Source organism: Streptomyces sp. BBFR102, from assembly GCF_051397025.1.
Classification (GTDB): Bacteria; Actinomycetota; Actinomycetes; order Streptomycetales; family Streptomycetaceae; genus Streptomyces.
In genome coordinates, this window is sequence record NZ_CP195757.1 from 1642797 (window position 1) to 1668092 (window position 25296).

General features: G+C 77.0%; 18 protein-coding genes. 14 read left to right on the forward strand and 4 right to left on the reverse strand.

The genetic code is table 11. The features are described from left to right. Positions 1 to 113: 113 nt before the first annotated feature. The 10 genes from ACSLIC_RS07400 (at position 114) to ACSLIC_RS07445 (ending at position 14911) form a co-directional block, all read left to right on the forward strand. Positions 114 to 1388, forward strand: a complete 1275-nt coding sequence (locus tag ACSLIC_RS07400; RefSeq protein WP_436736876.1) for an ROK family transcriptional regulator — start codon at positions 114 to 116, stop codon at positions 1386 to 1388. 53 nt (positions 1389 to 1441) lie between these two features. Then, entirely contained in the window at positions 1442 to 2707 is a 1266-nt protein-coding gene (locus tag ACSLIC_RS07405) for a 6-phospho-beta-glucosidase (RefSeq protein ID WP_436736877.1), read from the forward strand. Further along, positions 2698 to 3675, forward strand: a complete 978-nt coding sequence (locus tag ACSLIC_RS07410; RefSeq protein WP_436736878.1) for an N-acetylglucosamine kinase — start codon at positions 2698 to 2700, stop codon at positions 3673 to 3675. Before ACSLIC_RS07405 ends, ACSLIC_RS07410 begins: the two co-directional genes overlap by 10 nt. A 354-nt stretch (positions 3676 to 4029) precedes the next feature. Further along, positions 4030 to 5514 (forward strand): hypothetical protein, encoded by a 1485-nt coding sequence (locus ACSLIC_RS07415; protein WP_436736879.1) that lies wholly within the window; start codon positions 4030 to 4032, stop codon positions 5512 to 5514. 11 nt (positions 5515 to 5525) lie between these two features. Next, on the forward strand, positions 5526 to 6536 hold the full coding sequence (locus ACSLIC_RS07420) for a glutamate ABC transporter substrate-binding protein (protein WP_436736880.1): 1011 nt from the start codon (positions 5526 to 5528) through the stop codon (positions 6534 to 6536). Positions 6537 to 6632: 96 nt separating this feature from the next. Then, complete coding sequence (locus tag ACSLIC_RS07425) at positions 6633 to 7955, forward strand: hypothetical protein (protein WP_436736881.1); 1323 nt, start codon at positions 6633 to 6635, stop codon at positions 7953 to 7955. Further along, positions 7952 to 10486 carry a tetratricopeptide repeat protein gene (locus ACSLIC_RS07430; RefSeq protein WP_436736882.1) on the forward strand — a complete coding sequence of 845 codons (2535 nt, stop codon included), beginning with the start codon at positions 7952 to 7954 and terminating at the stop codon, positions 10484 to 10486. Before ACSLIC_RS07425 ends, ACSLIC_RS07430 begins: the two co-directional genes overlap by 4 nt. A gap of 3 nt (positions 10487 to 10489) precedes the next feature. Next, positions 10490 to 12034, forward strand: a complete 1545-nt coding sequence (locus tag ACSLIC_RS07435; RefSeq protein ID WP_436736883.1) for a PP2C family protein-serine/threonine phosphatase — start codon at positions 10490 to 10492, stop codon at positions 12032 to 12034. A 196-nt stretch (positions 12035 to 12230) separates the two neighbouring features. Continuing rightward, positions 12231 to 13589 carry a vWA domain-containing protein gene (locus tag ACSLIC_RS07440; RefSeq protein WP_436736884.1) on the forward strand — a complete coding sequence of 453 codons (1359 nt, stop codon included), beginning with the start codon at positions 12231 to 12233 and terminating at the stop codon, positions 13587 to 13589. Positions 13590 to 13753: 164 nt separating this feature from the next. Continuing rightward, positions 13754 to 14911 (forward strand): FHA domain-containing protein, encoded by a 1158-nt coding sequence (locus ACSLIC_RS07445; protein ID WP_436736885.1) that lies wholly within the window; start codon positions 13754 to 13756, stop codon positions 14909 to 14911. Between the two features lie 76 nt (positions 14912 to 14987). Here ACSLIC_RS07445 and ACSLIC_RS07450 read toward each other — a convergent pair whose 3' ends face one another. Then, a complete protein-coding gene (locus ACSLIC_RS07450) occupies positions 14988 to 15929 on the reverse strand; it encodes a methyltransferase domain-containing protein (protein ID WP_436740305.1) in 942 nt (313 codons plus the stop codon). A 216-nt stretch (positions 15930 to 16145) separates the two neighbouring features. Here ACSLIC_RS07450 and ACSLIC_RS07455 point away from each other — a divergent pair, with 216 nt between their 5' ends. The 4 genes from ACSLIC_RS07455 (at position 16146) to ACSLIC_RS07470 (ending at position 23897) form a co-directional block, all read left to right on the forward strand. Then, positions 16146 to 16550, forward strand: a complete 405-nt coding sequence (locus ACSLIC_RS07455) for a globin (RefSeq protein ID WP_436736886.1) — start codon at positions 16146 to 16148, stop codon at positions 16548 to 16550. 220 nt (positions 16551 to 16770) lie between these two features. Further along, the gene (locus tag ACSLIC_RS07460) at positions 16771 to 20088 is read left to right on the forward strand and encodes an FtsX-like permease family protein (RefSeq protein ID WP_436736887.1); all 3318 of its coding nucleotides are present in this window, start codon (positions 16771 to 16773) and stop codon (positions 20086 to 20088) included. A 1-nt stretch (position 20089) separates the two neighbouring features. Next, positions 20090 to 22840 (forward strand): ABC transporter permease, encoded by a 2751-nt coding sequence (locus tag ACSLIC_RS07465; RefSeq protein ID WP_436736888.1) that lies wholly within the window; start codon positions 20090 to 20092, stop codon positions 22838 to 22840. A 79-nt stretch (positions 22841 to 22919) separates the two neighbouring features. After that, positions 22920 to 23897 carry an ABC transporter ATP-binding protein gene (locus tag ACSLIC_RS07470; protein ID WP_436736889.1) on the forward strand — a complete coding sequence of 326 codons (978 nt, stop codon included), beginning with the start codon at positions 22920 to 22922 and terminating at the stop codon, positions 23895 to 23897. Positions 23898 to 23917: 20 nt separating this feature from the next. On the opposite strand, the gene ACSLIC_RS07475 is transcribed toward ACSLIC_RS07470, so the two are convergent. Genes ACSLIC_RS07475 through ACSLIC_RS07485 form a run of 3 tightly spaced genes read right to left on the reverse strand, consistent with a single transcriptional unit; the run spans position 23918 to position 25292 of the window. Next, the gene (locus ACSLIC_RS07475; protein ID WP_436736890.1) at positions 23918 to 24106 is read right to left on the reverse strand and encodes a GyrI-like domain-containing protein; all 189 of its coding nucleotides are present in this window, start codon (positions 24104 to 24106) and stop codon (positions 23918 to 23920) included. Between the two features lie 23 nt (positions 24107 to 24129). After that, positions 24130 to 24825, reverse strand: a complete 696-nt coding sequence (locus ACSLIC_RS07480; RefSeq protein WP_436736891.1) for a hypothetical protein — start codon at positions 24823 to 24825, stop codon at positions 24130 to 24132. Further along, positions 24822 to 25292: an acyl-CoA thioesterase gene (locus ACSLIC_RS07485; RefSeq protein ID WP_436736892.1), complete on the reverse strand. Its 471-nt coding sequence runs from the start codon at positions 25290 to 25292 to the stop codon at positions 24822 to 24824. The genes ACSLIC_RS07480 and ACSLIC_RS07485 overlap by 4 nt, the downstream gene beginning before the upstream one ends. Positions 25293 to 25296: the final 4 nt, after the last annotated feature.

Sequence of the window (25296 nt, forward strand, 5' to 3'; positions counted from 1 at the left end):
CGGGGGCGGGGCGGCGGCGTGTCCGCAGGCTTGCCCGGCGGGGCGGTGGCTCGGTAGGTTCGCGGACCGGCAGGAAAGTTTCCTGTCGGTTTTTTCGGCGCGGAGGCGGGCGGATGGTGGCGGGGAGCCCCCGGGTGCTGCGGGTGATGAACGAGCGGGCCGCGCTGGACCTGCTGACCGAACACGGCGCCCTCTCCAGGGCCCGGCTCGGCGCGCTGACCGGCCTCTCCAAGCCGACCGTCTCCCAACTCCTGGCCCGGCTGGAGGCGGCCGGCCTGGTCGGACCCGCCGGCACCAGCGAGGGCGGGCCGGGCCCCGGCGCACGGCTGTACGCCCTGCGCGGCGAGGTGGCGTACGTGGCCGCGCTCGACGTGCGCCCCGGCCGTATCCGCGCGGCGGTCGCCGACCTCACCGGCGCCGTCCTGGCCTCCCACACCCTCGTCACCCCCGCCCGTCCGGGCCCGGACGGGGTCGCGGCCCAGCTCACCGCCGCGCTGGACGGCGCGGCGCGCGCGGCCGGGGTCGCCCGGACCGCTCTGCGCCGGGTGGTGATCGGCACGCCCGGCGCCTTCGACCCGGGCACCGGCCGGCTGCGGTACGCGGGCCACCTGGCCGGCTGGCACTCCCCCGGCCTGCCGGCCGAGGTGGCCGCCGCCCTGCACCCCGTACCCGTCGAGTACGAGAACGACGTGAACCTCGCCGCCGTCGCCGAGCGGCGCCTCGGTGCGGCCCGCGGCCACGAGGACTTCGTCCTGCTGTGGAACGGCACCGGACTGGGCGCGGCCCTGGTCATCGGCGGCCGGCTGCACCGGGGCCGGACGGGCGGCGCGGGCGAGATCGGCTTCCTGCCGGTCGCCGGCACACCGCTGATGCGGGGCGTGGCCGGGGCCGGCAGCGGCGGTTTCCAGGAGCTGGCGGGAGCGCGGGCGCTGCCGGCGCTGGCGCGGGAGCTGGGGGTGCCGGTTCCGGAGGCCGGGCCCGAGGACGCGGACCCGGCCGCCGGTGAGGCGGTCGCGGCGGCACTGCTGCGGACGGCGGCCGAGGCGTACGCCCGGCCCGGCGGCGACTTGGCGCCGGGGGCCGTGGGGACGTGTCCGCCGCCCGCCGGTCCCGTGGCGCTGCTGCGGGCGTACGCCGTGCGGCTGGCGACCGGGATCGCCTCGCTCGTCGCCGTGCTCGATCCCTCGGTGATCGTGCTGACCGGCCGCGTGCTGGCCGCCGGGGGTGAGCCGCTGCTGCGGCTGACCGAGGAGGAGCTGGCCGAGCTGGCGCCGTCCCGGCCCCGTCTGCTGGCCGGCGAGGTCACCGGCGACCCGGTGGTGCGCGGCGGCCTGGAGACGGCCCTGGCCGCCGTCCGCGACGAGGTCTTCGACACCGCCGCCCGGTAGCGGGAACGGCACGTACCGCTTCATCGACACACCGACAACCCGAGGAGCGCACCATGAAGCTGACCGTCGTAGGGGGCGGGTCCACCTACACTCCCGAGCTGATCGACGGGTTCGCCCGGTTGCGGGACACGCTGCCGCTGACCGAGCTGGTCCTGATCGACCCCGACGCCGGACGGCTGGAGCTGGTCGGCGGCCTGGCGCGGCGGATCTTCGCCCGGCAGGGGCACCCCGGCACCGTCACCACCACCGGCGACCTGGACGCGGGCGTGGAGGGCGCCGACGCCGTACTGCTCCAGCTCCGGGTGGGCGGGCAGGCGGCCCGGCGGCGCGACGAGAGCTGGCCGCTGGAGTGCGGCTGCGTCGGGCAGGAGACCACCGGCGCGGGGGGCCTGGCCAAGGCGCTGCGGACCGTCCCGGTCGTCCTCGACATAGCCGAGCGGGTCCGGCGGACCAACCCGGACGCGTGGATCATCGACTTCACCAACCCGGTGGGCATCGTCACCCGCGCCCTGCTCCAGGCCGGTCACAAGGCGGTCGGGCTCTGCAACGTCGCCATCGGCTTCCAGCGGAAGTTCGCCCGGCTCCTCGACGTGGCGCCCGCCGACGTCCACCTCGGGCACGTCGGCCTCAACCACCTCTCCTGGGAGACCTCGGTCCGGATCGGCGGCCCCGCCGGCGAGGACGTCCTGCCGCGCCTGCTCGCCGACCACGGCGACGCCGTCGCCGCCGACCTGCACCTCCCCCGCCCCCTGCTGGACCGCCTCGGCGTCGTCCCCTCGTACTACCTGCGCTACTTCTACGCCCATGACCGCGTCGTCGACGAGCTGCGCACCGGCCCCTCGCGCGCCGAGAAGGTCGCCGCCATGGAGCGCGAACTCCTGGAGCTGTACGCCGACCCGTCGCTCGACGAGAAGCCCGCCCTGCTCGCCCGGCGCGGCGGCGCCTTCTACTCGGAGGCCGCCGTCGACCTCGCCGCCGCCCTGCTCGGCCGCGGCGGCAGCCCCTTCCAGGTGGTCAACGCCCGCAACGACGGCACGCTCCCCTTCCTCCCCGACGACGCGGTGATCGAGGTCCAGGCCGAGGTCGGCCCCGAGGGCGCCCGCCCCCTGGCCGTCCCCGCCCTCGACCCGCTGCACGCCGGACTCGTCTCGCACGTCACCGCGTACGAGGACCTGGCGCTGCGGGCGGCTCTCGAAGGCGGCCGGGACCGCGTCTTCGCCGCCCTCCTCGCCCACCCCCTCATCGGCCAGTACGACCAGGCCGAGGCCCTCACCGACCTGCTCCTCTCCCACAACCGGGAGCACCTGCCGTGGGCGTGAGCACAGCGGTGCTCGCCATCGACGCGGGCAACAGCAAGACCGACGTGGCCGTGGTGCGGGCCGACGGCGAGGTCGCGGGCACCGCGCGCGGCGGCGGCTTCCGGCCGCCCGCGACCGGCGTCGAACGGGCCGTGGACACGCTGGCCGAGGTGGTGGGCCGGGCCCAGGAGGCGGCCGGGCACCTGCCCGTCGCCCAGGTGTCGGCCTGCCTCGCCAACGCCGACCTCCCGGTGGAGGAGGAGCGGCTGTCCGCCGCGCTCACCGCACGCGGCTGGGGCGCGGCGGTCGCGGTCCGCAACGACACCTTCGCGGTCCTGCGCGCCGGCCTCCTGGAGGACGCCGCCCCCCGCGGCGTCGCCGTGGTCTGCGGTGCCGGCATCAACTGCGCCGGCATGCTCCCCGACGGCCGGACCGCCCGCTTCCCCGCCCTCGGCCGCGTCTCCGGCGACTGGGGCGGCGGGGGCGGCCTCGCCGAGGAGGCCCTGTGGCACGCGGCCCGCGCCGAGGACGGGCGGGGCGAACCCACCGCCCTGGCCCAGGCGTTGCCCGCGCACTTCGGACTGGGGTCGATGTACGCGCTGATCGAGGCGCTGCACCTGGGGGACGTACCGGCGCAGCGGCGGCACGAGCTGGCGCCGGTGCTCTTCACGGTGGCGGAGGCGGGGGACCCGGTGGCGGCCGGCCTGGTGGACCGGCTGGCGGAGGAGGTCGCCACCATGGCGGCGGTCGCGCTGGGGCGGCTGGGGCTGCTCGGCTCGCCGGCTCCCGTGCTGCTGGGCGGGAGCATCCTGGCCGCACGCCGGCCCGGGCTGGACGCGGGGGTGCGGGCGGCGCTGGCTCGCCGGGCGCCACTCGCGCGGGCACGGGTGGTCGAGGCCGCGCCGGTGCTGGGGGCGGTGTTGCTGGGGCTGGACGCGGTGGGCGCCGAAGCGAGGGCCTGTGCGCGGGTGCGGGAGTGGTTCGGGTGAGAGGGGGCGGCACGGGGACGTGAGGCGGCCTCCAGGCGGGTGGAGGTGGCGCCTTGAAGCCGGGGCGGCTCCGAGCCGTTCCCGGGGGACGCCGGAACTGCGCGGACAACGGCGCGAGGGGCGGGCCGGGGTGCCGGGCGTACGGACGCCCGTGCCCGCCCCGGGAACCGTTTCCCCTGTCCGACGCGTATTCCAGAACGGGCCCGTAGGAGCGCACCGGTCAGGGTGACCCGGCCGCCGGATCAGGTGAACGCCCGTGTGGTCCGCGGGGAGTGCGGCCATACTGGCGGCCGAGCACTGGCTTCCCCGGGCCCGGGGAAGGGTGTTCACCGACAGGGCCGAGGGGGAGGTCGCGTGAGTAGTCAGCCGACGGGCGGGGCGCCGCCGGGTTCCGCCGTGCCGGCGCCGGTCGTGCCACCGCCGCGCCCGCCCGTGCCGGCTCCCGCCCCGCCCGGTCGGCGGCCCGGCGCCGCGGGCCCGCTCCCGGAGCCCCCCGCCGGCCCCGGCCTGCCCGCGCGGCTCCGGGCGCAGGCCCGCACCGTCCCCGGCGGCTTGCGGGTCGTGGCGGGGCTGTTGACGGTGTTGATCGGGGCGTTCGGGGTGGTGGCGTCGTTCCAGGTGGCCGAGCGCTCGGACGCCGCGCACGACGTGCTGAGGCGGTCGCAGCCGTTGACCGCCGACGCCGCGGCGGTGTACCGGTCGCTGGCCGACGCCAACACGGCGGCGTCCAGCGGGTTCCTGGCCGGAGGGCTGGAGCCGGCGAAGGTGCGGGAGCGGTACGACCGGCGGATCGCGACGGCCTCGCGGAAGCTGGTGACGGCCGCGGCGGCGACCGACGGGTCGGCCGAGTCGGCGGCCGAGATCAAGAAGCTGAGCCGGCTGCTCCCGGTGTACACCGCCCGGATCGAGGCGGCCCGGGCCAACAACCGGCAGGGGCTGCCGCTCGGCGGTGCCTGGCTGCGGAACGCCAACGACCTCATGCAGGAGGAGATGCTGCCCGCCGCCGAACGGCTCTACAAGGCGGAGGAGGAGCGGCTGCGCACCGACTACGCCACCGCGCGGGACTTCCCGTGGGTGGCGGTCGGACTGGGGGTGCTCACGGTGGGAGCGCTGGGCGGGGTGCAGCACGCCCTGTACCGGCGGACCAACCGGCGTTTCAACGTGGGGCTGCTCGGCGCCACCGCCGCGTGCGGGGTGCTGCTGGTGTGGGTGGCAGTCGGTCATACGCTGGCGTCCGGCGCGCTCTTCGACTCGTACGAGCGGGGGGTGCGGTCGCTGAACGTGCTCAACGACGCGCGGATCAGCGCGTTGAAGGCGCGGGGCGGGGAGAATCTGACGCTGGTGGCGCGGGGCGCGGTGACGGTTCCGGCGGGGCGGAGCTTCGCGGGGCAGGACACTTACGACGTGGCGTACCGGGCGGAGATGGCGCGGCTGCTCGGCCCGGAGGGTGAAGGCGAGGCCGGCGGGCTGCTCGGGCGGGCGCTGGAGCTGGCCGACGACGCGGGAGGCCGCGACCCGGTACGGGCCGCCGTCGACCGGGCCGGAGAGTGGCGCGAGCGCCACCTGAAGGCCCGGGAGTACGACGAGGCGGGCGAGTACGAGCAGGCGTTGAAGCGGGTGATCGGCACCGGGAAGGACGAGGCGACCGGTGCCTCCTTCGACCGTCTCGACGCCGCGCTGGAGAAGGCCCTCGCCCATGAGCAGGACGAGTTCGAGCGGGCCGCCCGGGCCGGCGGGGGCGCGCTGACGGGGCTGGTCGCGGGGGCGCTGGCGCTCGCCGCGCTGGGCACGGCGGGGGCCGGGGTCGGCATCGCCCGCAGACTGGCGGAGTACCGGTGACAGGAGACGCCATGAACCGTAGCGACCGTGAGCGGCGGCGCCCCCGGGCCCGGCTGCGCGGCTGGGGCGGGGTGACCGCGATGGCGGCGGCGTGCACGCTGACGGCCACGCTGGCGCTCCTGCCGCTCCAGCGGGTGGGTGAGGCGACGCTCGGCACCCACGACGAGGGCACCCCGCGCGGCCCGGCGGCGGCCGAACCGGTCCGGGCCGAGGCGTGCGAGCGGCCCGAGGAGTCGACGGCGCGGCCCTCGCCGGCGGAGGGGCCGACGCTGAAGCGGATCAAGTCCCGTACGGACAAGCCGAGGAAGCTGATCGTCGGCATCGACCAGAACAGCTACCGGTGGGGCTACCGCGACCCGGCCACCGGCTCCCTGGAGGGCTTCGACATCGACCTGGTGCGGGCCATAGCGGCGGAGCTGATGGGCGATCCCGAGGCCGTGGTCTTCCGGGCCATACCCACCAACCGACGGGTCCAGGCGATCGACAGCGGCGAGGTGGACATGGTGGTGCGCACCATGACCATCACCTGCGACCGGATCAAGGAGGTGGCGTTCTCCACCGCCTACTTCGAGACCGGCCAGCAACTGCTGGTGCCGAACGGGTCGGGGATCACCGGTCACGACCCGTCGCTGCGGGGCCGCAAGGTCTGCGCGGCGGCCGGGTCGACGGCCCTGTCGGAACTGGAGGCGCAGTCGCACGGCGCGGACATCTCCACCACCGTCCCCAACCAGCTGGACTGTCTGGTGCGGCTCCAGCTCGGCGAGGTCGACGCGGTCGTCACCGACAGCGCGCTGGCGGCCGGACAGGCGGCGCAGGACCCGATGGTGAAGCTGGTGGGAGAGCCGTTCACCGAGGAGTTCTACGGCGTGGCGATGCACAAGGACGCGAAGGACCTGGTGGCCCGGGTCAACCAGGTGCTGGTGGAGTACCGCGAGGACGGCTGGGAGCAGTCGTACGACACGTGGCTGAAGGCCGGCCTGGGGAAGTCCCCCGGGCCGCCGCCCGCCACCTACCGGGACTGACCGGGACGGCGGGACAGGGCGCGTACGCACGGGACGGATGCGGCGGCGGGCCGCCGGGCGGTGGTCGCCCGGCGGGCGCACGGTGAAAGGGGAGCGATGGGTGTCGCGCGAGCGGACCCCGGGTCCGAGGGGCCCAGGGGTACGGCCGGTGGGCCGGTGCTCGACAGGGACGAGGCGGACCGCGCGCTGGCGCGGCTGGCCGCGGAGCGGGAGGCCGTCGAGTCCTCGCTGCTGGCCCTCCAGGACCACGCCGGGCGGCGGCTGCTGGAGGGCGCCGCGCTGACCGGGACGACGGCTGAGCGGTGGCGTGCGACGGAGGCGGACATCACCCGCCTGTGGGCGTACTTCGACGTGTACTCGGCGGTGGTCGCCGAGGCCCGCGCGGTGCGGTCGCGGCGCCGCTGGCCGGGCCGGGAGGAGCTGGCGGCCCTCCGCGAGCTGCTTCGGGGCGCCTCGGTGGCGGTGCCGGGCACGCCGGGCGGCGGCCCAGGGTCGGCGGTGCTGGCCGAACGGCTGTCGCCGGCCGAGCTGGTGGACCGGATGAACACGCTGTACGCCCGGTCGCTGGCGGTGGTGGTGGCGGCCGACGCGGTGTGGTCGGCGCTGCCCGCCCGGATCGACCTGCTCGCCGCCGAGCAGCGCCGGACGAAGTCGCTCGCCAGGTCGGTGGGGGTGGTGCCGGGTGAGCATCCGGCCGGGGACGACCTGGAGCGGATCGGGCGGGTGCTGACGGTCCTGCGCGAACAGGCCGTCTCGGACCCGCTCTCCTTCTGGGTGGCCTCCGACGGCGGTGCCACGCCCGGCGCGGGCCGCCCGGACACCCGGCGCTACGACCGGGAGGCGCGGGCGCTGGAGGAGGTGCGCCGGGAGATCGAGGCGGTGCTCCAGGTGCGCCAGGACGCCGAGGCGCGCCTGGCCCGGCTGCGGGACGTGCTGTCGCGGGCCGACCGTACGCTGGCGGAGGCGCGGACGGCGCGCGGCGAGGTGCTGGCGAAGATCGCCGCCTCGGAGGTGCCGGCGGTGAGCGGTCCGCCGAGCGCGCTGAAGGAGCAGTTGTCGGCGGCGGCCGACCACCGCAGGCACGGCCGGTGGCACCGGCTCTCGCCGCTGCTGGAGTCGCTGGAGCGGCGGGCCGACGACGAACTGGAGCGGGCCCGCGCCTCGCTGACGGCGGTGACGGCCCCGCTGGCGGTCCGCGCGGAGCTGCGCGGGCGGCTGGACGCGTACCGGGCGAAGGTGTCCCGGCTGGGGCTGGCGGAGGACCCGGTGCTGGCGGAGCGGTACGACGCGGCGCGGCGGGTGCTGTGGAGCGCCCCGTGCGATCTGCGGGTGGCCGAGGAGTCCGTCCTCAGGTTCCAGCGGGCCGCCGCCGAGGCGCTGGCACCGGGCGAGTGTGACGACGGGAGGAGCGGGGCGTGAGACGGAGCTGCCAGCGGCCGGGGTGCACCGGCGCGTACGAGGACGTCGGCGGGGGCGAGCTGTACTGCGACGAGTGCGGGATGGCGCCGGTGGTCTCGCCCGACGGCTCGCTCTCCTCGCCGCCGACGGCGCTGGCGGCGGGCGGCTCCGCGCGCTCGGGCCGTTCGGCGCGCGGCTCGGCGTCGGCGCGTTCGGCGGCCTCGGCGGGGTCGCGTTCCTCGCGCCGGTCGGTGTCGGGGCAGTTGTCGCGGTCGCAGTCGGGGCGGGCCACCACGCGCTCGGTGTCGGTGCGCAGTTCGGCCTCGAACAGCTCCTCGCAGCGCGGGCGCCTGGGCGTGGGCCTGGTGTCGGTGCCGGACGTCCCGCGCCCCGATCCGCGTACGGCGGTGGCGGCCGACCCGAAGGTGCCGGAGCGCAAGCGGTTCTGCAGCCGGGCGGAGTGCGGGGCGCCGGTGGGCCGGGCGCGCGGTGAGCGGCCGGGCCGCACCGAGGGGTTCTGCACCACGTGCGGGCACCCGTACTCGTTCGTGCCGAAGCTGCGGGCGGGTGAGGTGGTGCACGGGCAGTACGAGGTGGTGGGGTGCCTGGCGCACGGCGGGCTCGGCTGGGTGTACCTCGCGGTGGACCGGGCGGTGTCGGACCGGTGGGTGGTGCTGAAGGGACTGCTGGACACCGGTGACCAGGACGCCATGGAGGCGGCCATCTCCGAGCGGCGCTTCCTCGCCGAGATCGAGCACGCCAACATCGTGCGGATCTACAACTTCGTGGAGCACCTGGACCAGCGCACCGGCTCCCTCGACGGCTACATCGTGATGGAGTACGTCGGCGGCAAGTCCCTCAAGGAACTGGCCAACGAGCGGCGCACCCCCGAGGGGCGGCGCGACCCGCTGCCGGTGGAGCAGGCGTGCGCGTACGGCATCGAGGCGCTGGAGGCCCTGGGCCACCTGCACAGCCGGAACCTGCTGTACTGCGACTTCAAGGTCGACAACGCCATCCAGACCGAGGGCCAGCTCAAACTGATCGACATGGGCGCGGTCCGGCGGATGGACGACGAGGAGTCGGCGATCTACGGCACGGTCGGCTACCAGGCCCCCGAGGTCGCCACCCACGGCCCGTCCGTCGCCTCGGACCTGTACACGGTCGCGCGCACCCTGGCCGTCCTCACCTTCGACTTCCAGGGCTACACCACCGTCTACGCGGACAGCCTCCCGGACCCGCACGACGTGCCGGTCCTGTGGACGTACGAGTCGTTCCACCGGCTGCTGATCCGCGCCACCGACCCTGATCCGACGCGGCGGTTCGCGACGGCCGAGGAGATGGCGGAGCAGCTGACGGGGGTGCTGCGGGAGGTGGTGGCGCTCCAGTCGGGGCGGCCGCGTCCGGCGGTCTCCACGCTCTTCGGGCCCGAACTGCGGGTCACCGACACCGAGGCGGTGCCGGACGACGGGGTGGTGTCGCGGCTCGGCGAGCGTCCCGCGCCGGTCACCCGCGGGCTCAGGCGGGTGGTGAACGCGCCGGAGGCGACGGCCGGGGCGCCCCCGGTGCCGGTGCCGCACGGCGCGGCGACGCACGGCGCCCCGGACCCGGCGGCGGCAGCGCTGGCCCTGCCGATGCCCCGGGTCGACCCGGGCGACCCGAACGCCGGGTTCCTGGCGGGGCTGGCGGCCGCCGCCCCCGGTGAGCTGGCCTCGGCACTCGCGCTGGCCCCGGTCGACTCGCCGGAACTGCGGCTGCGCAGGCTCCGCGCCGAGCTGGAGGGGGGCCGGGTGGCGACCGCCGAGGCGGGGCTGCGGGAACTGGAGCGCTACGTCCCGGACGACTGGCGCCTGGTCTGGTACCGGGGTGTCACGAGCCTGGTATCGCGGGACTTCGAGGGGGCGGCGCTCGCCTTCGACGCGCTGTACGACGCGTTCCCCGGCGAGCCGGCGCCCAAGCTGGCGCTGGGCCTGGCCGCCGAGGTGCTCGGGCAGGGGGAGAACGCCGCCGAGTACTACCGCCTGGTGTGGGCCTGCGACCCGAGCTTCGTCAGCGCGGCGTTCTCGCTGGCGCGCGTGCAGTGGGCGGCGGGGCTGCGCCAGGAGGCAGTACGGACCCTGGAGTCGGTTCCGGAGGCCTCCATCCACTACACCGCGGCGCGGGTCGCGGCGATCCGCGCCCGGCTGCGCAGACGTGACCCGGCCGAACCCCTGCTGGCCGACCTGACGGCGGCGGCGGCCCAGTTGGAGGCGCTGGAGGGGCTGGGACTCGACCCGGTCCGCCGGGAGGGGCTGGCCGCGGAGGTGCTGGGCACGGCACTCGACTGGGTACTCTCGGGTAGCCCGGGGCAGACGCCCGACGGAGCTTCCGGTTCCGGGCTTCGGGCCGGTGGCACGGCCCGAACGGTGCTACTGGGCAGCGAACTGGACGAGCGCGGTCTCAGATTCGGTCTGGAGCGCGCCTACCGGACGCTGGCCAGACTCGCCCGGCGCGGCGAGGAGCGGATCGAACTGGTGGAGCGGGCCAACCGCTTCCGCCCCCGGACGATGGTGTGATTGATGTCGCGGATTCCCCAACTCTCCGCCTGCCCCAGCTGCGAGGAGCCGCTGGAGCCGGCCGACCACTTCTGCGGGGCGTGCGGGTTCGACCTGTCGTCCCTGCCCGAGCCGCCCCGGGACCGCCCCGGCACGGGTTCGCCCGACGGGCCGGCCGCCCAGGCCACCGCGGGCACCCCGGTGACCTGGCCGGACGCCGGGCCCGTACCGTCGTCGGCGGACCCCGGCGCGGCCTCGCCGCCGCACCGGGCGGAGGACGTGCCGGGCACGGACGCGGCGGGCGCGCCGCTGCCGGGCGCTCCGGAGGACTCCCCGGCTCCCCCGGCCGAGCCCGGTCCCGCCGGCGCTCCGGCACCCGCGCCCGGGCAGCCGTGGGGGGCGCCGCCCGCCGCCGGGGAGCACGTGCCGAAGGCGCGGAGCGGAGCCGGGGAAGGACCCGTGTCCGCCGGTGAGCCGGGCGACTTCACGCTCGCCGAGCCAGGGACCGCACCGCCCGCGCCGCCCGCCGGGAGCGGGCCGCCGACGCTGGTCGACCCGGTCTCCGCGCTGCCGCCCGCCGAGGTGGAGGCGGAGGAGGAGCCGGCCGGTGGCGACGCCCCCGCCGATCCCCGGGCCGCCGTGGCCGCTCCCGCGAGCGGCGGGGCGAAGACCTGTGTGGCGTGCCGGGCCGGGCGGGTGGACCCGGACGGGTACTGCGAGAACTGCGGGCACGCCCAGCCGCGCGCACGCGACCACATGGAGGAGGTGATCGCGGGGGCCGCGGCCGTCAGCGACCGGGGGCTGCGCCACCACCGCAACGAGGACGCGTTCGCGCTGGCCCCGGCGGCGCTGCCGGACGGCCCACCGGCCGTGGTGGCGATCGTCTGTGACGGGGTGTCGTCCGCGACCCGGCCCGACGAGGCTTCCCTGGCCGCCTCCCGCGCCGCCACGGATGCGCTGGTCACGGCGCTCGGGCAGGGCACGCACCCGCAGACGGCGATGCACGAGGCGATCGTCGCGGCGGCCCGCGCCGTGGACGACCTGGCCGAGGAGCGGCCCGCCGACGCGGAGGCACCCCGGCAGAACGCCCCGGCCTGCACCATCGTCGGCGCGGTGGCGGCGGGCGGCCTGCTGGTCGTCGGCTGGATCGGCGACAGCCGCGTCTACTGGGTGCCCGCGGACCGCGAGGGGCCGGCCGCCCGGCTCACCGAGGACGACTCCTGGGCGGCCCAGATGGTCGCCGCCGGCCTGATGAGCGAGGCCGAGGCGCACGCCGACGCCCGGGCCCACGCCATCACCGGCTGGCTCGGCGCCGACGCCTACGAACTCGACCCGCACACCGCCTCGTTCAAACCGGACCGGCCCGGTGTCGCCGTGGTGTGCAGCGACGGCCTGTGGAACTACGCCGAGTCCGCCGAGCAGATGGCGGCGGCGCTCCCGGCCGACGCCCTCACCCGCCCGCTGCACAGCGCCCAGGTCCTGGTGGGCCACGCGCTGGACGGCGGCGGGCACGACAACGTGACCGTGGCCGTGGTCCCCTTCGACGTGCCGCCTCGGGAGAGCGCCTGACCCCGCGTGCCGGCGGCGGCGCCGGTCCGCCGACGGTACGTACCGGACACGCCGGGCGTGGCGAAGGGTTGACCGGCCGCCGCTCAGGGGCAGGATCGGGCTGACCGGGCCGGGCCGAAGGCGCCCGGCGTACGTCGACGCTGTCCGCGCGGCCGGGCCGACCGGGCCGCGCGGTTCCCAGGGGGGACCCGAACTGATGGCCAACTTCGCCAAACCGGACGTACCGCGGTTCGCCGTGGAGGTCTACCAGAACGAGTTCCTGCCGGAGGGCGGGCGGGAGGTCCACGCGATCGTGGCGGTCACCGCCACGGGTGGCGGCACCCTCGGCGGCGTACCGGCGCCCGCCGCCGCACCGGGGACGGCCTCGGCGGTGGCGCTGATGGTGGACTGCTCGGGTTCGATGGACCACCCCTCCTCGAAGATGCGGCACGCCCGGGACGCCACCCGGACCGCCGTGGCCGCGCTCCGCGACGGGACGCGGTTCGCGGTGATCGCCGGGACCCACGTCGCCCGGGAGATCTACCCGGGTGACGGGCGGCTGGCCACCGCCGACGACCGGACGCGGGCGGAGGCCAGGGAGGCGGTGCTCGGGCTGCGGGCGGGCGGCGGCACCGCGATCGGCACCTGGCTGCGGCTGGCGGAGCGGCTGCTCACCTCGGAACCGGCCGGCGTCCGGCACGGCATCCTCCTCACCGACGGGCGCAACGAGCACGAGACGCCCGAGGAGCTGCGGGCCGCGCTGGACGCCTGCGCCGGGCGGTTCACCTGCGACGCGCGCGGCGTCGGCACCGACTGGGAGGTGAAAGAGGTCACAGGGATCGCCACGGCGCTGCTCGGCTCGGCCGACATCGTCGCCGACCCGGCCGGGCTCGCCCCGGACTTCCGGCGGATGATGGAGGCGGCGATGGGCAAGGAGGTCGCCGACGTGGCGCTGCGGCTGTGGACGCCGCAGGGCGCGGAGGTCGTCTTCGTCAAGCAAGTGGCGCCCGCCGTCGCCGATCTGACGGCGCGTCGCATCGAGGCCGGGCCGCGCGCCGGGGACTATCCGACCGGTTCGTGGGGCGACGAGTCCCGCGACTACCACCTGTGTGTACGGGTGCCCGCCGCCGACGTGGGCCGGGAGATGCTGGCCGCCCGTGTCTCGCTGGCCGTACCTCGGGGCGAGGGCGGCGTGGCACCGCTCGCCCAGGGACTGGTGCGGGCGGTGTGGACCGACGACGCGGCGGCCTCCACCGCGCTGAACCCGCAGGTCGCGCACTACACGGGCCAGGCGGAACTGGCCCAGGCGATCCAGGACGGGCTGGCCGCCCGCAAGGCCGGGGACGTCGACGGGGCGACGGCGAAGCTGGGCCGGGCGGTGCAGCTGGCGGGCGCCTCCGGCCACGCCGATACGGCGAAGCTGCTGGCCAAGGTGGTGGACGTGCTCGACGAGGCGAACGGTACTGTGCGGCTGAAGGCACGGGTCGAGGACGCCGACGAGATGACCTTGGACACCCGCTCGACGAAGACGGCCCGCCTGCACCAGCACCCGCCTGCGCCTCGATCCGGGGCGTGACGGCGGGCATTGCCGTCCGTGCGGTCACCGCCGACACTGACGACTGCGGTCGCCGTGCGCGGTGCCCGTGGTGGGCGGCGGTGCCGTACACCGACGAGACGACGACGTGCCCCCGGGCACACACGCGGCCCCGTGGCCGCCGGAGAAGAGGGGAAAGGCCCACCATGCCGACCTGCCCGAACGGACACCAGTCGGACGCCGACGACTGGTGCGAGGTCTGCGGCCACCGCATGGCCGGCCCCGGCCGCCCCGTCGGCGGCTTTCCCCCGCCGCCGCCCGCCCCCGGCCACGGCTACCCGCCGCCCGGCCCGGGCAGCCGGCCCGGCGGTCCCGGCCCCGGCGGTCCCGGCCCCGGTGGTGCCGGCGCCCGGCCGCAGCTGTGCCCGCAGTGCCACACCCCGCGCGAGGCCGACGAGCCGTTCTGCGAGGAGTGCCGGTGGAACTTCCTCACCAACATGGCCACCTCGTACACCCCCGCCGCCCCCCGGCCCCCGGCCGGCTCCCCGCCCGGCGGCTTCCGCACGCCCCCGCGGTCGCACGAGTACCAGGGTTCGCGGCCCTCGCAGGTGAACCGCCCCGCCGAGCCGCTCACCCCCGGCCCCCAGCAGACGCCGCCCCCGCCGGTGGTGCCGAACCAGCCGGGCGTGCCCACGGCCTACCCGGCGCCGCCGTACGCGGGCGGCCCCGCGCAGGCCCCGCCGCCGCCCCCGCCCGCGACCGGCGGCGGGGCCTTCCCCGCGCCGGCGCCGAGCCCGGCCGGGCGGACCGGCGGCGGGCGGGACGACGACTGGGTGCTGTCCCCGCCGTCCGCCCCGGCCGGAGCGCCGCAGGGCGGACCGGGCGCGCCCCAGGGTCCGGGGCCGCAGGGTCCCGGAGCGCAGGGCCGGCCGCCGGGGGCGCCCGCGCCGTCGGCTCCGGCGGCCTGGTCGGTGTCGGTGGGGCCGGACCGCGGCTACTTCATGGCGATGATGCAGCGCAGCGGCCCCGAGGCCAACGGGCTCAACCTGCCGGCGTACTCGCCTGAGCAGCGCCACGCGCTGGTCGGGAACCAGTTCACGATCGGCCGCCGGCGCCACTCCACCGGTGACACCCCGGACATCGACCTGTCGGTGCCGCCGGAGGACCCGGGCGTCTCGCACCAGCACGCGATGCTGGTGCAGCAGCCGGACGGCGGCTGGGCGGTGGTGGACCAGAACTCCACCAACGGCACCACCGTCAACGGCGGTGAGGACCCGATCCAGCCGTACGTGCCGGTGCCGCTCTCCGACGGCGACCGGGTCCACGTCGGCGCCTGGACCACGCTGACCCTGCACCGCGACTGATCCGCCACCGCCTTCCGCGCGAGGCCGCGCCCGCTCCCGTGACGGGGCGGGCGCGGCCTCGCGCGTACGCCCGGGGTCATTCCAGCTGCCAGCGGTACGGCCCCCCGGGGTCGTCGAGCCAGGCGGTCAGGGTGCCCGAGTCGGCGGTGAGGCCGAAGCGCTCGCGGACCGGGTGCCGCTCGCGCCGCCACACCTCCAGCGCCTCGGCGGGGCGAAGCCGCCCGGCGGTGAGCGTCAGCAGGAAACGGAACCCCTCGTTGTGGAGCAGGTGGCGGGCGATGCCCTCGGTGGACGGTTCCCGGCCCGGGCGGGGCTCGGTGCCGCGCAGCGGGACGAAGTAGGCCGGGGTGGGCAGGAAGCGGCCCTCGGCGTGGTCGGGGCCGCGCACGGCGAGGCGGACGAGGCCGGTCGCGAACGGCGTGAGGATCAGCCCGCCGGGCCGGGTCTGTTCCAACCACGGGCGCGGCACGGTGTCCAGCGCGCAGGTGGCGAGGACGCGGTCGTACGGCGCGTCGGCGCGACAGCCACGGGCACCGTCGCCGGTGACGACGTGCGGGTGGAGCCCGGCCGCGTCGAGGTGGCGGCGGGCGGAGTCGGTGATGTCCGGGTCGAGGTCGACGGTGGTGACGTGGGCGGAGCCGAGCCGGTAGGCGAGGAGGGCGGCGTTCCAGCCGGTGCCCGCACCGATCTCCAGGACCTTGTCGCCCTCGCGGACGCGCAGGTCGGCGAGCATCTTCGCCATCAGCGAGGGCTGGCTGCTGGAGGAGAGGAGTTCGCCGTCGCGCAGCCGGGTGGCGAGCGGGGTGTCGGTGTAGACCCCGCCGAGCCAGGCCCGGCGCCGCAGCGGGTCGGGGTCCTCGCCCCACATCCGCCGCCACCCGCCGGCCGAGGGCCCGAAGTAACTCGGCACGAAGAGGTGCCGTGGCACGGCCGCGAACGCCTCCCGCCACTCCGGTTCCCCGTCGAAGCCCCCTTGGTCGGCGATGTCCCGCACCAGCCCGGCCCGCGCCCGCGCCACCACCTGCTCCCAGCCGTCCCCGCCCGCGCCCGGCTGCGTCCCCTCGGCTCCCCGCGGATCAGTCATGCCTCCACTGTGCTGCCCCCGTCGGAGCGAGGCCACCGCATGCACCGCCCTGACGGCCCCGGGACCCCGGGGCCCGGCCCGGCCGAAGGACCTTGGGCCCCCGGCCCTAGGTCCCCGGCCCTCCGCCCCCGCGTCTGCCACCATGGTCACGTGACTAACGACCCGCGCGACACGCTTCAGGAGCAGTCCTTCTACGAGCAGGTCGGCGGCGAGGAGACCTTCCGTCGCCTGGTGCACCGCTTCTACCAGGGGGTCGCGGAGGACCCCCTGCTGCGGCCGATGTACCCGGAGGAGGACCTCGGCCCGGCCGAGGAGCGGTTCGCCCTGTTCCTGATGCAGTACTGGGGCGGCCCCCGCACCTACAGCGACCGGCGCGGCCACCCCCGCCTGCGGATGCGCCACGCCCCGTTCAAGGTCGACCGGGCCGCGCACGACGCGTGGCTGGGGCACATGCGGGTGGCCCTGGACGAGCTGGGCCTGCCCGAGGAGCAGGAGCGGCTCCTGTGGAACTACCTGACGTACGCCGCCGCCTCCATGGTCAACACCGAGGGCTGACCGGCCGCCCCTCCTCCATCCCCGCCCGGCTCCCCCGCATCCCCTCCCCTGCGTGAGGGGATGCGCACATTCCGGCACCAGGTAAGCGCATTCCGGTCACAATCTGATCAAGTCGGTTCCCGAGGCGTTGTGGCGGCCCCCTGTCCCGGACAGGCTTCCCCGCAGACGTGCGGGACGGCTGCGGGTAGGGGGCGGCCTCCCCACGACGGGGATACGGGGGATGTTCGTGACCAGGTTCGTGCTCCTGCGGCTACGTGCCCACCGGCTGCTGCTCACCGCCGCACTCGTCGCCGTCCTGCTCACCGCCTCGGTCCTGGCCACCCTCACCGCCTTCTCCGGCTCGGTGGGCGAGGCGGCCCTGCGCCACACCCTCGACCACCGCGCCGCCGCCGACGCGGCCCTCGTCGTCCGCGGCGAACCCGGCCCGAAGGACCGCGAGGTGGCCGACCGGGCCGTCGCCGAAGGGGCCCGCCGCACCTTCGACGGGCTGCCGGTGACCGTACGGACGCTGCCGCGATCCGCCACGTACGCGCTGCCCGGGGCGCGGGCGGGCGAGGAGCCGCCGCTCACCCATCTCGCCGCCCTCGACCGCTCCCAGCTGCGGCTGGGCGCCGGAAAGTGGCCGCGCGACGGCGGCAGCGGGACCCGCGCCGACCCGCTGCGGGTGGCGCTGCCGGAGAGTGCCGCGGCGGCGCTGCGGCTGGCGCCGGGCGGGGAGCCGCTGACGCTCACCGACCGGGCCAGCGACCGCACCCTGACCGTGGAGATCACCGGCCTGTACCGGCCCGCCGACACCTCGGCGCCGTACTGGCTCCTCGACGAGCTGGGCGGACGCGGCCAGCGCACCGTCGACTTCACCACGTACGGCCCGCTGCTCACCGGCCCGAAGGCGCTGGCGGCACCCCGGGTCGCTCCGGGTCCCACCGGCTGGCTGGCGACCGCCGACCACGCCACCCTCGACATCACCGCGACCGACAGACTCGCCCGGGCCGCCACCGCCGGCGCCGCCCGCCTCGCGAAGGACCCCGTACTCGGTCCCGGCGCCTCGGCGAGGACCGGGCTGCCGCAGGTCCTGGAGCGCTCGGAGCGGGCCCTGACCGTCTCCCGGACCACGCTGCTGGTGGTCGCGCTCCAACTGGTGCTGCTCGCCGGGTACGCGCTGCTGCTGGTCGCCCGGCTGCTGAGCACCGAGCGGGCCGGGGAGACGGGGCTGCTGCTGGCCCGGGGCGCCTCGCGCCGCCGGGTCGCCGCGCTCGCCGCCGTGGAGGCGCTGCTGCTGGCCTTGCCCGCCGTCGTCCTGGCGCCGCTGCTCGCCGGGCCGCTCACCCGGCTGCTGGCCGGGCAGGGCGCGCTGGAGCGGATCGGGCTGCGGCTCGACACCTCGCCGACGCCCGCCGTCTGGCTGGTGGCCGCCGCGACCGCGCTGGGCTGCGCCCTCGCCGTGGTCGCCCCGGCGCTCTCCGCCGCCTCCGGCGAGCAGCGGACCGGGGCCCGTACCGGGGCGCTGCCCGGCTGGGTCAAGGCGGGCGCGGACGTGGCGCTGCTGGTCGTCGCCGGGGCCGCGTACTGGCAGCTGGACCGTCAGGCGGCCCCGGACGGCGGGGAGTTCGGTGTCGACCCGCTACTGGTCGCCGCCCCGGCCCTCGCCCTGCTCGCGGGCACCGTCCTGACCCTGCGCCTGCTGCCGCCGGTCGCGAAGCTCGCCGAGCGGCAAGCCGCCAAGGGCCGGGGGCTGGCGGGGGCGCTCGCCGGGTGGCAGCTCAGCCGCCGCCCGCTGCGCGGCGCGGGCCCGGTGCTGCTGATGGTCCTCGCCATGGCGATGGGCATGCTCGCCGTCGCCCAGGGCGCCACCTGGGAACGGTCCCAGCGCGACCAGGCCGACTTCGCCGCCGGCGCCGAGGTCCGGGTGGCGGGCGGCCGGGTGCCGGAGGCCGCCCGGGGCCCGGTGTACGGGGGCCTGGACGGCGTACGCGACGCCGCGCCGGTGCTGCGCTCCACGATGGACCTGGCGGGGAACCGGACGGCGGAGGTCCTCTCCGTGGACGCCGGGTTCGCCGCCGACGGGCTGCTGCTCCGCGAGGACCTCGGCGACCGGGAACAGCTCGCCCGGCGGTTGCGCCCCGCTCCCCCGCGCCGGGCCGGGGTGCCGCTGCCGGAGAAGACCGGCCGCGCGGTGCTGACGACGCGGCTGAAGGCGGTCGGCGGGGACCACGGGGAGCCGCTGGCGCCCCGGCTGACGGTGGTGGTCGAGGACCGGTTCGGCTCCCGCCACCTGCTCCACGCCGGGGCGCTGCCCGCGGACGGCCGGGTGCGCGACGTCGAGGTGCCGCTCGGCGGCGGGAAGGGCGGGGTCCGCGACGCCGCCGCGCCCTACACCGTCACCGAGATACGGCTCCAGGTCGACCAGCCCGCCGAGCGCGGTCAGCGCCACGAACTCACCGTGGAAGAACTCCGCGCCGTACCGGCGGGCGACGACGGCCCGGGCACACAGGTGCCGCTGCCGGACGGCTTCGCCTGGGAGGGCCACCGCGACACCGGCGAGGAGACCGTGGAGGGCGGCGCCCCGCAGGTGACCCCGCTGAAGCCCGCCACCACCGCTCGGACCGCGCTGCGCGTCACCTACCTCACCGGGGTCGCCCCGACAACGGTGGACTCCCCCTACCTCTACGAGTCCGAGGCGGCGCCCGGCGTCGACGTCACCGTCGCCGCCGAGCGGCCGAAACCGCCGCGGCTGACCGCCGTCGCCACCCCGCGCTTCCTCGCCTCCAGCGGCGCGAGCACCGGGTCGGTGGTCGACGTGCCGGTGGGCTCCGAGACGCTCAGCGCCGAGATCACCGGCACCGTCGCGGCGGTGCCCACCACCGGCGACCGGTCCCCGGGCGCCGACGAGGGCGAGGACGGCGGGGCGCTCCTGCTGGACCTGGCGGCCGTCAACGCCGCCCTCCACGCCATCGGCGCAGACGCCCCCGTCCCCGGCGAGTGGTGGCTGCGGACCGCGCCGGGCGACGCGGCGAAGACCGCCGCCGCCCTCGCCGCCCGGCCCGACACCGACCCGGAGCAGATCACCGACCGGCAGGCCATCGGCGAGCGGCTGCGCGACGACCCGCTGGGCGCGGGCCCGCAGGCCGCCCTGCTGGCCGTCGCCGTGGTCGCCGCCGCGCTGGCCGCCGTCGGCTTCGCCGTCAGCGCCGCCGGATCGCTGCGCGAACGCGGCGCCGAACTCTCCGTCCTGCGCGCCCTCGGCGCCCCCCGCCGCCAGCTCGCCCGGCTCATCGCCATCGAACAGGCCGTGCTGATCGGCATCGCCCTACTGGTCGGCCCACTGCTCGGCGCGGTCCTCGCCCGCGCCGTGGTGCCGCTGGTCGTCCTCACCGGGGAGGCGACCAGGCCGCTCCCGGAGGTCCTCGTCGAACTCCCCGCGGGCCAGGTCGCGGCGCTGCTCGCCGCGGTCGTCGCGGTCCCCCTCCTCATCGTCGCCGCGCTCGCTCTGCGCCGGGGCGACCCGACCGTGACCCTGCGCCACGAGGGAGGCCGCTGACATGGCCGGACGAACGGCCGCCCCCTGGGTGCGCACCCGGCTGCGGGCCGCGCCGCTCCAGGCGCTCTCCCTCGCCGTCCTGGTCCTCGTGACCGCCTTCCTCGCCGGGGCGCTGCCGCGCGCCGTGGAGGGCGCCGAGGCGGAAGGGCTGCGCCACGCGATGGCCGGCGCGGGACCGGCCGGCGGGGCGGTCGAGGTGCTGGGCAGCCCGCCGGGTCCGCACCAGTCCCCCGCCCTACGGGAGGAGGCGGTGCGCGCGGCGACGCTGCGCGAGGTCGGCGCGGAGATCGACGCGCTCCTCCCGGCGCCGCTGACCGCCGCGCCGAAGGACAGCTCCCTCGGCGTGCAGCTGTCCGAACCGCTGCCTTCCGAGGACCCCGGCCTGCCCCGGCCCGACGGGCTCCCGCCGCGCTTCCTCGTCGCCGCCCAGGACGGCCTCACCGACCATGCCCGGCTGCTCGACGGGGCCTGGCCGAAGGGCGAGGGCGTCCGTGCCGCCGACCGGAGCGCCGAGGCCGTCGTCACCCGGGCCACCGCGAAGACGATGCGGCTGAAGCCCGGCTCGGTCGTCCATCTGCCCGCCGTCCAGGGCCCGGACATGGCCGTGCGGATCACCGGCGTCGTCGAACCGCTGGCGCCCCGGACCACCTACTGGTCCCACACCGACGTGCTGCGTGCCCCCGGCCTGCTCGCCGCACCCAGCAGCACCCCCTTCACCACCAGCTACTACTGGCAGGCGGCCCTGCTGCTCGCCCCCGACGCGGGCCCGTTCCTGTACGGCCTGGACCAGCTCCCCCAGACGTACTGGCGGATCAGCCCCGACACCACGGGGCTCACCGCGCGGGACGCGCCGGCGCTCCAGGCGGGGCTGGCCTCGCTCGACGGCGGGCCGCTCCAGTCCCGGCTGCGGACGGTGGTCTCCGCCGACGCCGAGATCAGCACCGGGCTCGTCGGGGCACTGGACGGTTTCGCCGGCCTCGGCCGGGCCGTCTCCTCGGTGACCGCCGTCGCCCTCGTCGGGGTCGGCACCGTCGCCGCTGTGGTGCTGCTGATGGCGCAGGCGCTGACCGCGGCCCGGCGGCGCCCCGAGCTGACCCTGCTGCGAGCGCGCGGCGCCTCCGCAGCCGGGATCGCCGGACGGCTGCTGGCCGAGACCGCCGTGGTGGTGCTCCCGGCGGCCGCCGCCGGGCAGGCGCTGGCCTGGCTGCTGCTGCCCGACGCCCGTGCCTGGCCCTCGCTGGCCGCGTCGGCGACCGTCGCCGTCCTCGCCTGCCTGGCTCTGCCGGTACACGCCGCCCTCGCCCACCGCACACCCCGGGTCCACGAGGCCCGCGGCGACCTGGTGCTGGCCCGCCCCTCCCGGCGCCGCACCGTCGCCGAACTCTGCCTGCTGCTGCTCGCCGCCGGTGCGGTGCTCGCGCTGCGGGGCGGCGGTCCGGACGCGGCGACCAGCACCGGCCCGCTGGTCGCCGCCGCGCCGGTGCTGGTCGCGGTGATCGCCGCGCTGGTCCTGGTCCGCCTCTACCCGCTGCCGCTGCGCCTCGCCCTGCGCCCGCTCGCCCGGACCCGGGGCGCCCTCGGCTTCCTCGCCGTGGCCCGCACCGGGCGCGGCTCACCGGCGCAGGTCCTGCCGCTGCTCGCGGTGCTGATCGCACTGACCACGGCGGCCTTCGGCGGCGCGGTGCTCGCCGGGATCGACGACGCCCGCGATCGCGCGGCCCTCCTCGCGACCGGCGCCGACGCCCGGGTGGAGCGCAGCCGGGCAGCGCTCCCGGACGGGTTCGCCGACCGGATCGCCGCCGTGGACGGCGTACGGCACGTCACCGCCGCCCACCTCGACTACAGCCTCTCCCTGCCCGACGGCACGACCACCGCGATGGCCGTGGTCGAGCCCGGCGGGTACGCGCGGCTGGCGCGGGAGAGCGGACTCGGCGCCTTCGACCCGAAGATCCTGCGCGAGGCGCCGCCCGGCCCGGCGGCCACCGAGGAGACCGGGCCCGTCCTGGCCGCCATCGCCTCGCCGAAGACCGCCGAGCTGCTCGGCGAGGGACGGCACAGCTGGGGCGGGCCGCTGGGCCGGTTCACCGTCCAGGTCACCGAGGTGCGCGCCACCACGCCCGCCCTGCCCGACCAGGAGTTCCTGCTGGTCGACGGGGCGCGGCTGCCGAAGGCGCTCCCGACGCTCGTCCTCGCCGCCGGCACCGGCCTGGACAACGCCGCGCTGAAGAAGGCCGCGGCGGCGGGCGGGACGCACACGGAGCTGACCCTGCGGTCCTCCGAACGCGCCGCCCTCACCGACTCGCCGCTCCAGTCCGGCGCCGAGCGCCTCTACGCCGGCGCGGTCGCGGCGGGGGTGGCCTTCGCCGCGCTCGCCGTGCTGCTGGCGCTGCTCCAGTCGGCCTCGGAGCGGACGGCGCTGCTCGCGCGGCTGCGCACGATGGGGCTGAGCGCGCGGCAGGGGCGCCGGCTGCTGGTCCTGGAGGCGCTGCCGCAGGCGCTGCTGGCGGCGGTCGGCTGCGTCCTGGTCGGGCGGGCCGCGATCGCGCTGATGGTGGACGGGGTGAACCTGGAGCGGCTCGCCCTGCCGCCCGGCTTCGACGCGGTCGCCGTCCAGCTGCGGGCGGACTCCTGGTCGCTGCTGCTGCCGGCCGCCGGGAGCATCCTGCTGACCGTGGCGGTGGCCGCCACGCAGGCATGGTGGACGGCGCGCCGCACGGCGGCGACCGAACTGCGCGCCGGGGACGGCCGGTGAGGTCCCGCCCCGGTCCCCGGGACCGTTCTACGCGGGCGCGTGCCCCATTCCGTACGGCATCCAAGGCGGGAGTTCGACCATGACCCACCCCACCGAACCCGGGCCCGGCACCGGCGGCGTGTCGCTGGCCGAGCTGGAGGCGCGGGCCGCGGCCCGCCGTGACCGTCCGGCGTACGGCCAGGACGCGTTGATCACCTGCGACCGGCTGGTGCGGATCTTCTCCGCCGACGGCGTGGAGGTGCAGGCGCTCCAGGGGCTGGACCTGCTGGTGCGCGAGGGCGAGCTGATGGCGCTGGTCGGTGCCTCGGGAAGCGGCAAGTCGACGCTGATGAACATCCTGGCCGGCCTTGACGAGCCGAGCGCCGGGGCGGCCACCGTCGCCGGGTGCGACCTGCTGTCGATGGGCGCCAAGGAGCGGCTGCGCTACCGGCGGGAGGTGGTGGGCTTCGTCTGGCAGCAGACCGGCCGCAACCTGCTCCCGTACCTGACGGCGGCGCAGAACGTCTCGCTGCCGATGCAGTTGCGCGGCGGCGCCCGCAAGCGCGCCGGCCGCGCCCAGGAGCTGCTGGACCTGCTGGGCGTCGCGCACTGCCGGGACCGGCGACCGCACCAGATGTCCGGCGGCCAGCAGCAGCGGGTGGCGCTGGCGGTGGCCCTCGCCAACGAACCGGCGGTCCTCCTCGCCGACGAGCCGACCGGCGAACTCGACTCGCACACCGCCGAGGAGATCTTCGCCGCGTTCCGCACCGCCAACGAGGAGCTGGGCACCACCATCGTCATCGTCACCCACGACCAGGCGGTCGCCTCCGAGGTGCGGCGCACGGTCGCCATCCGCGACGGCCGCACGTCCACGGAGGTGCTGCGCCGCACCGAGGTCGACGCGGCCACCGGCCAGGAGGCGGTGGTGGCCCGGGAGTACGCGATGCTGGACCGGGCCGGGCGCCTCCAGCTCCCCGCCGACCACGTCGCCGCCCTCGACCTGCGCGACCGGGTCCTGCTGGAGCTGGAGAGCGACCATCTCGGGGTGTGGCCGGACCCGGAGCAGCGCGGGGAGTGACCGGGGCCGCTTGCGTCCGGTCAGCCGTCGGAGGGTTCGACCGGCTGGCGGAGGATGGTGCGCAGGCGGGCGGGGTCGGTGCGGCGCGGGTCGCAGAGGTAGATCTCGTGGTGCTCGCCGCGCGGCCGGAGGCCGTGGCGGGGCAGGTGGTCGTCGTGCAGCCGCGCGAGGGTGGGGCCTTCCTCGTCGTACGGGCCGATGTGCGGCACCTGGGCGGCCGGGCCCTCGTGGATCAGCGGACGCTGACCCCGAACGCCCCGAGCCCGGCCCGGCGTACCGCCACCGACCCGTACGGCGTACGCAGCCGCAGCCAGGCGCCCGCCGAGCGCAGTGCGAACGGCTCGGCCGGGGCGGCGGGTGCCCGGACCGGCGCGGGGCGCAGGAAGCCCATGGCGTGGGCGGCGTGCGCGGCGCGGACCGGCAGGGCGGTGTCGCCGAGCGGCCGGGACCAGATCTCGTGGCCGATCGCGTCGAGCGCGGAACGGGTGCGCTCCTCGGGCGCCAGCGCCTCGGTGCGGGTGCGGAACTCGGCGACGACGCCGGCGACGGCCGCGCGGAGCGCCTCGGGGGCGGGAAGGCCCGGTTCGGGCCGCCAGCCGGTGCGGGGCGGCAGGACCCCGGCCCAGGGCGGGCCGGTCACCGCCGCCGGGACGCCGAAGGGCGCGCCGGGCTCGGCCTCGGCGTGGACCAGTTCCAGCAGTTCACCCGCGGAGACGGTGCGGTCCAGGGCTGCCGGTGCGGAGTCCAGCAGGACGGTGCGGACCGCCAGCACCTCGAACGAGGCGGGGCGCCCGAAGACCGCCAGCCGCTCCCCGGTGAGCTGGAGGCGGACGGCGGCGGCCTTGTCGTAGTGGACCAGGCGGCGCAGGAAGGCGGCCAGATCGGCCGCCTCCCCGCGGTCCGCCGGGCGCAGGGGTGCGGTACTCACGCGGTCCGCGCCCCCGGCACGCCCGCGTCCTCGGGACCGGGCTCCTCCGGGAGGTACTTCTCCAGGAAGTACCGCTCCTCGTCGGTGATACGGCGCGGGCGCTGCGTCTCGAAGTCGTAGGGGACCACGACGGTCGAGGCGCGGACGTAGACGGTGCCCGGTCCTTCCTCGGTGTCGGGGTCCTTGACCTCGTAGGCGATGGTCAGCGAGGCGCCGCGGATACCGGTCACCCACGACTCGACGAGCACCGGCTCGTGCCGGTGGACGAGCGGGCGCTTGTAGTCGATCTCGTGGCGGGCCACGACGGAGCCGCCGGAGAACGACCTGCTGCCGTTCCCCGGCGCCAGCCGGAACATGAAGTCGATCCGCGCCTCTTCCAGGTACCGCAGGAAGACGACGTTGTTGACGTGCCCGAAGGCGTCCATGTCCGACCAGCGCAGGGGACAGCGGTAGAGGTGACGGGCCACGCGG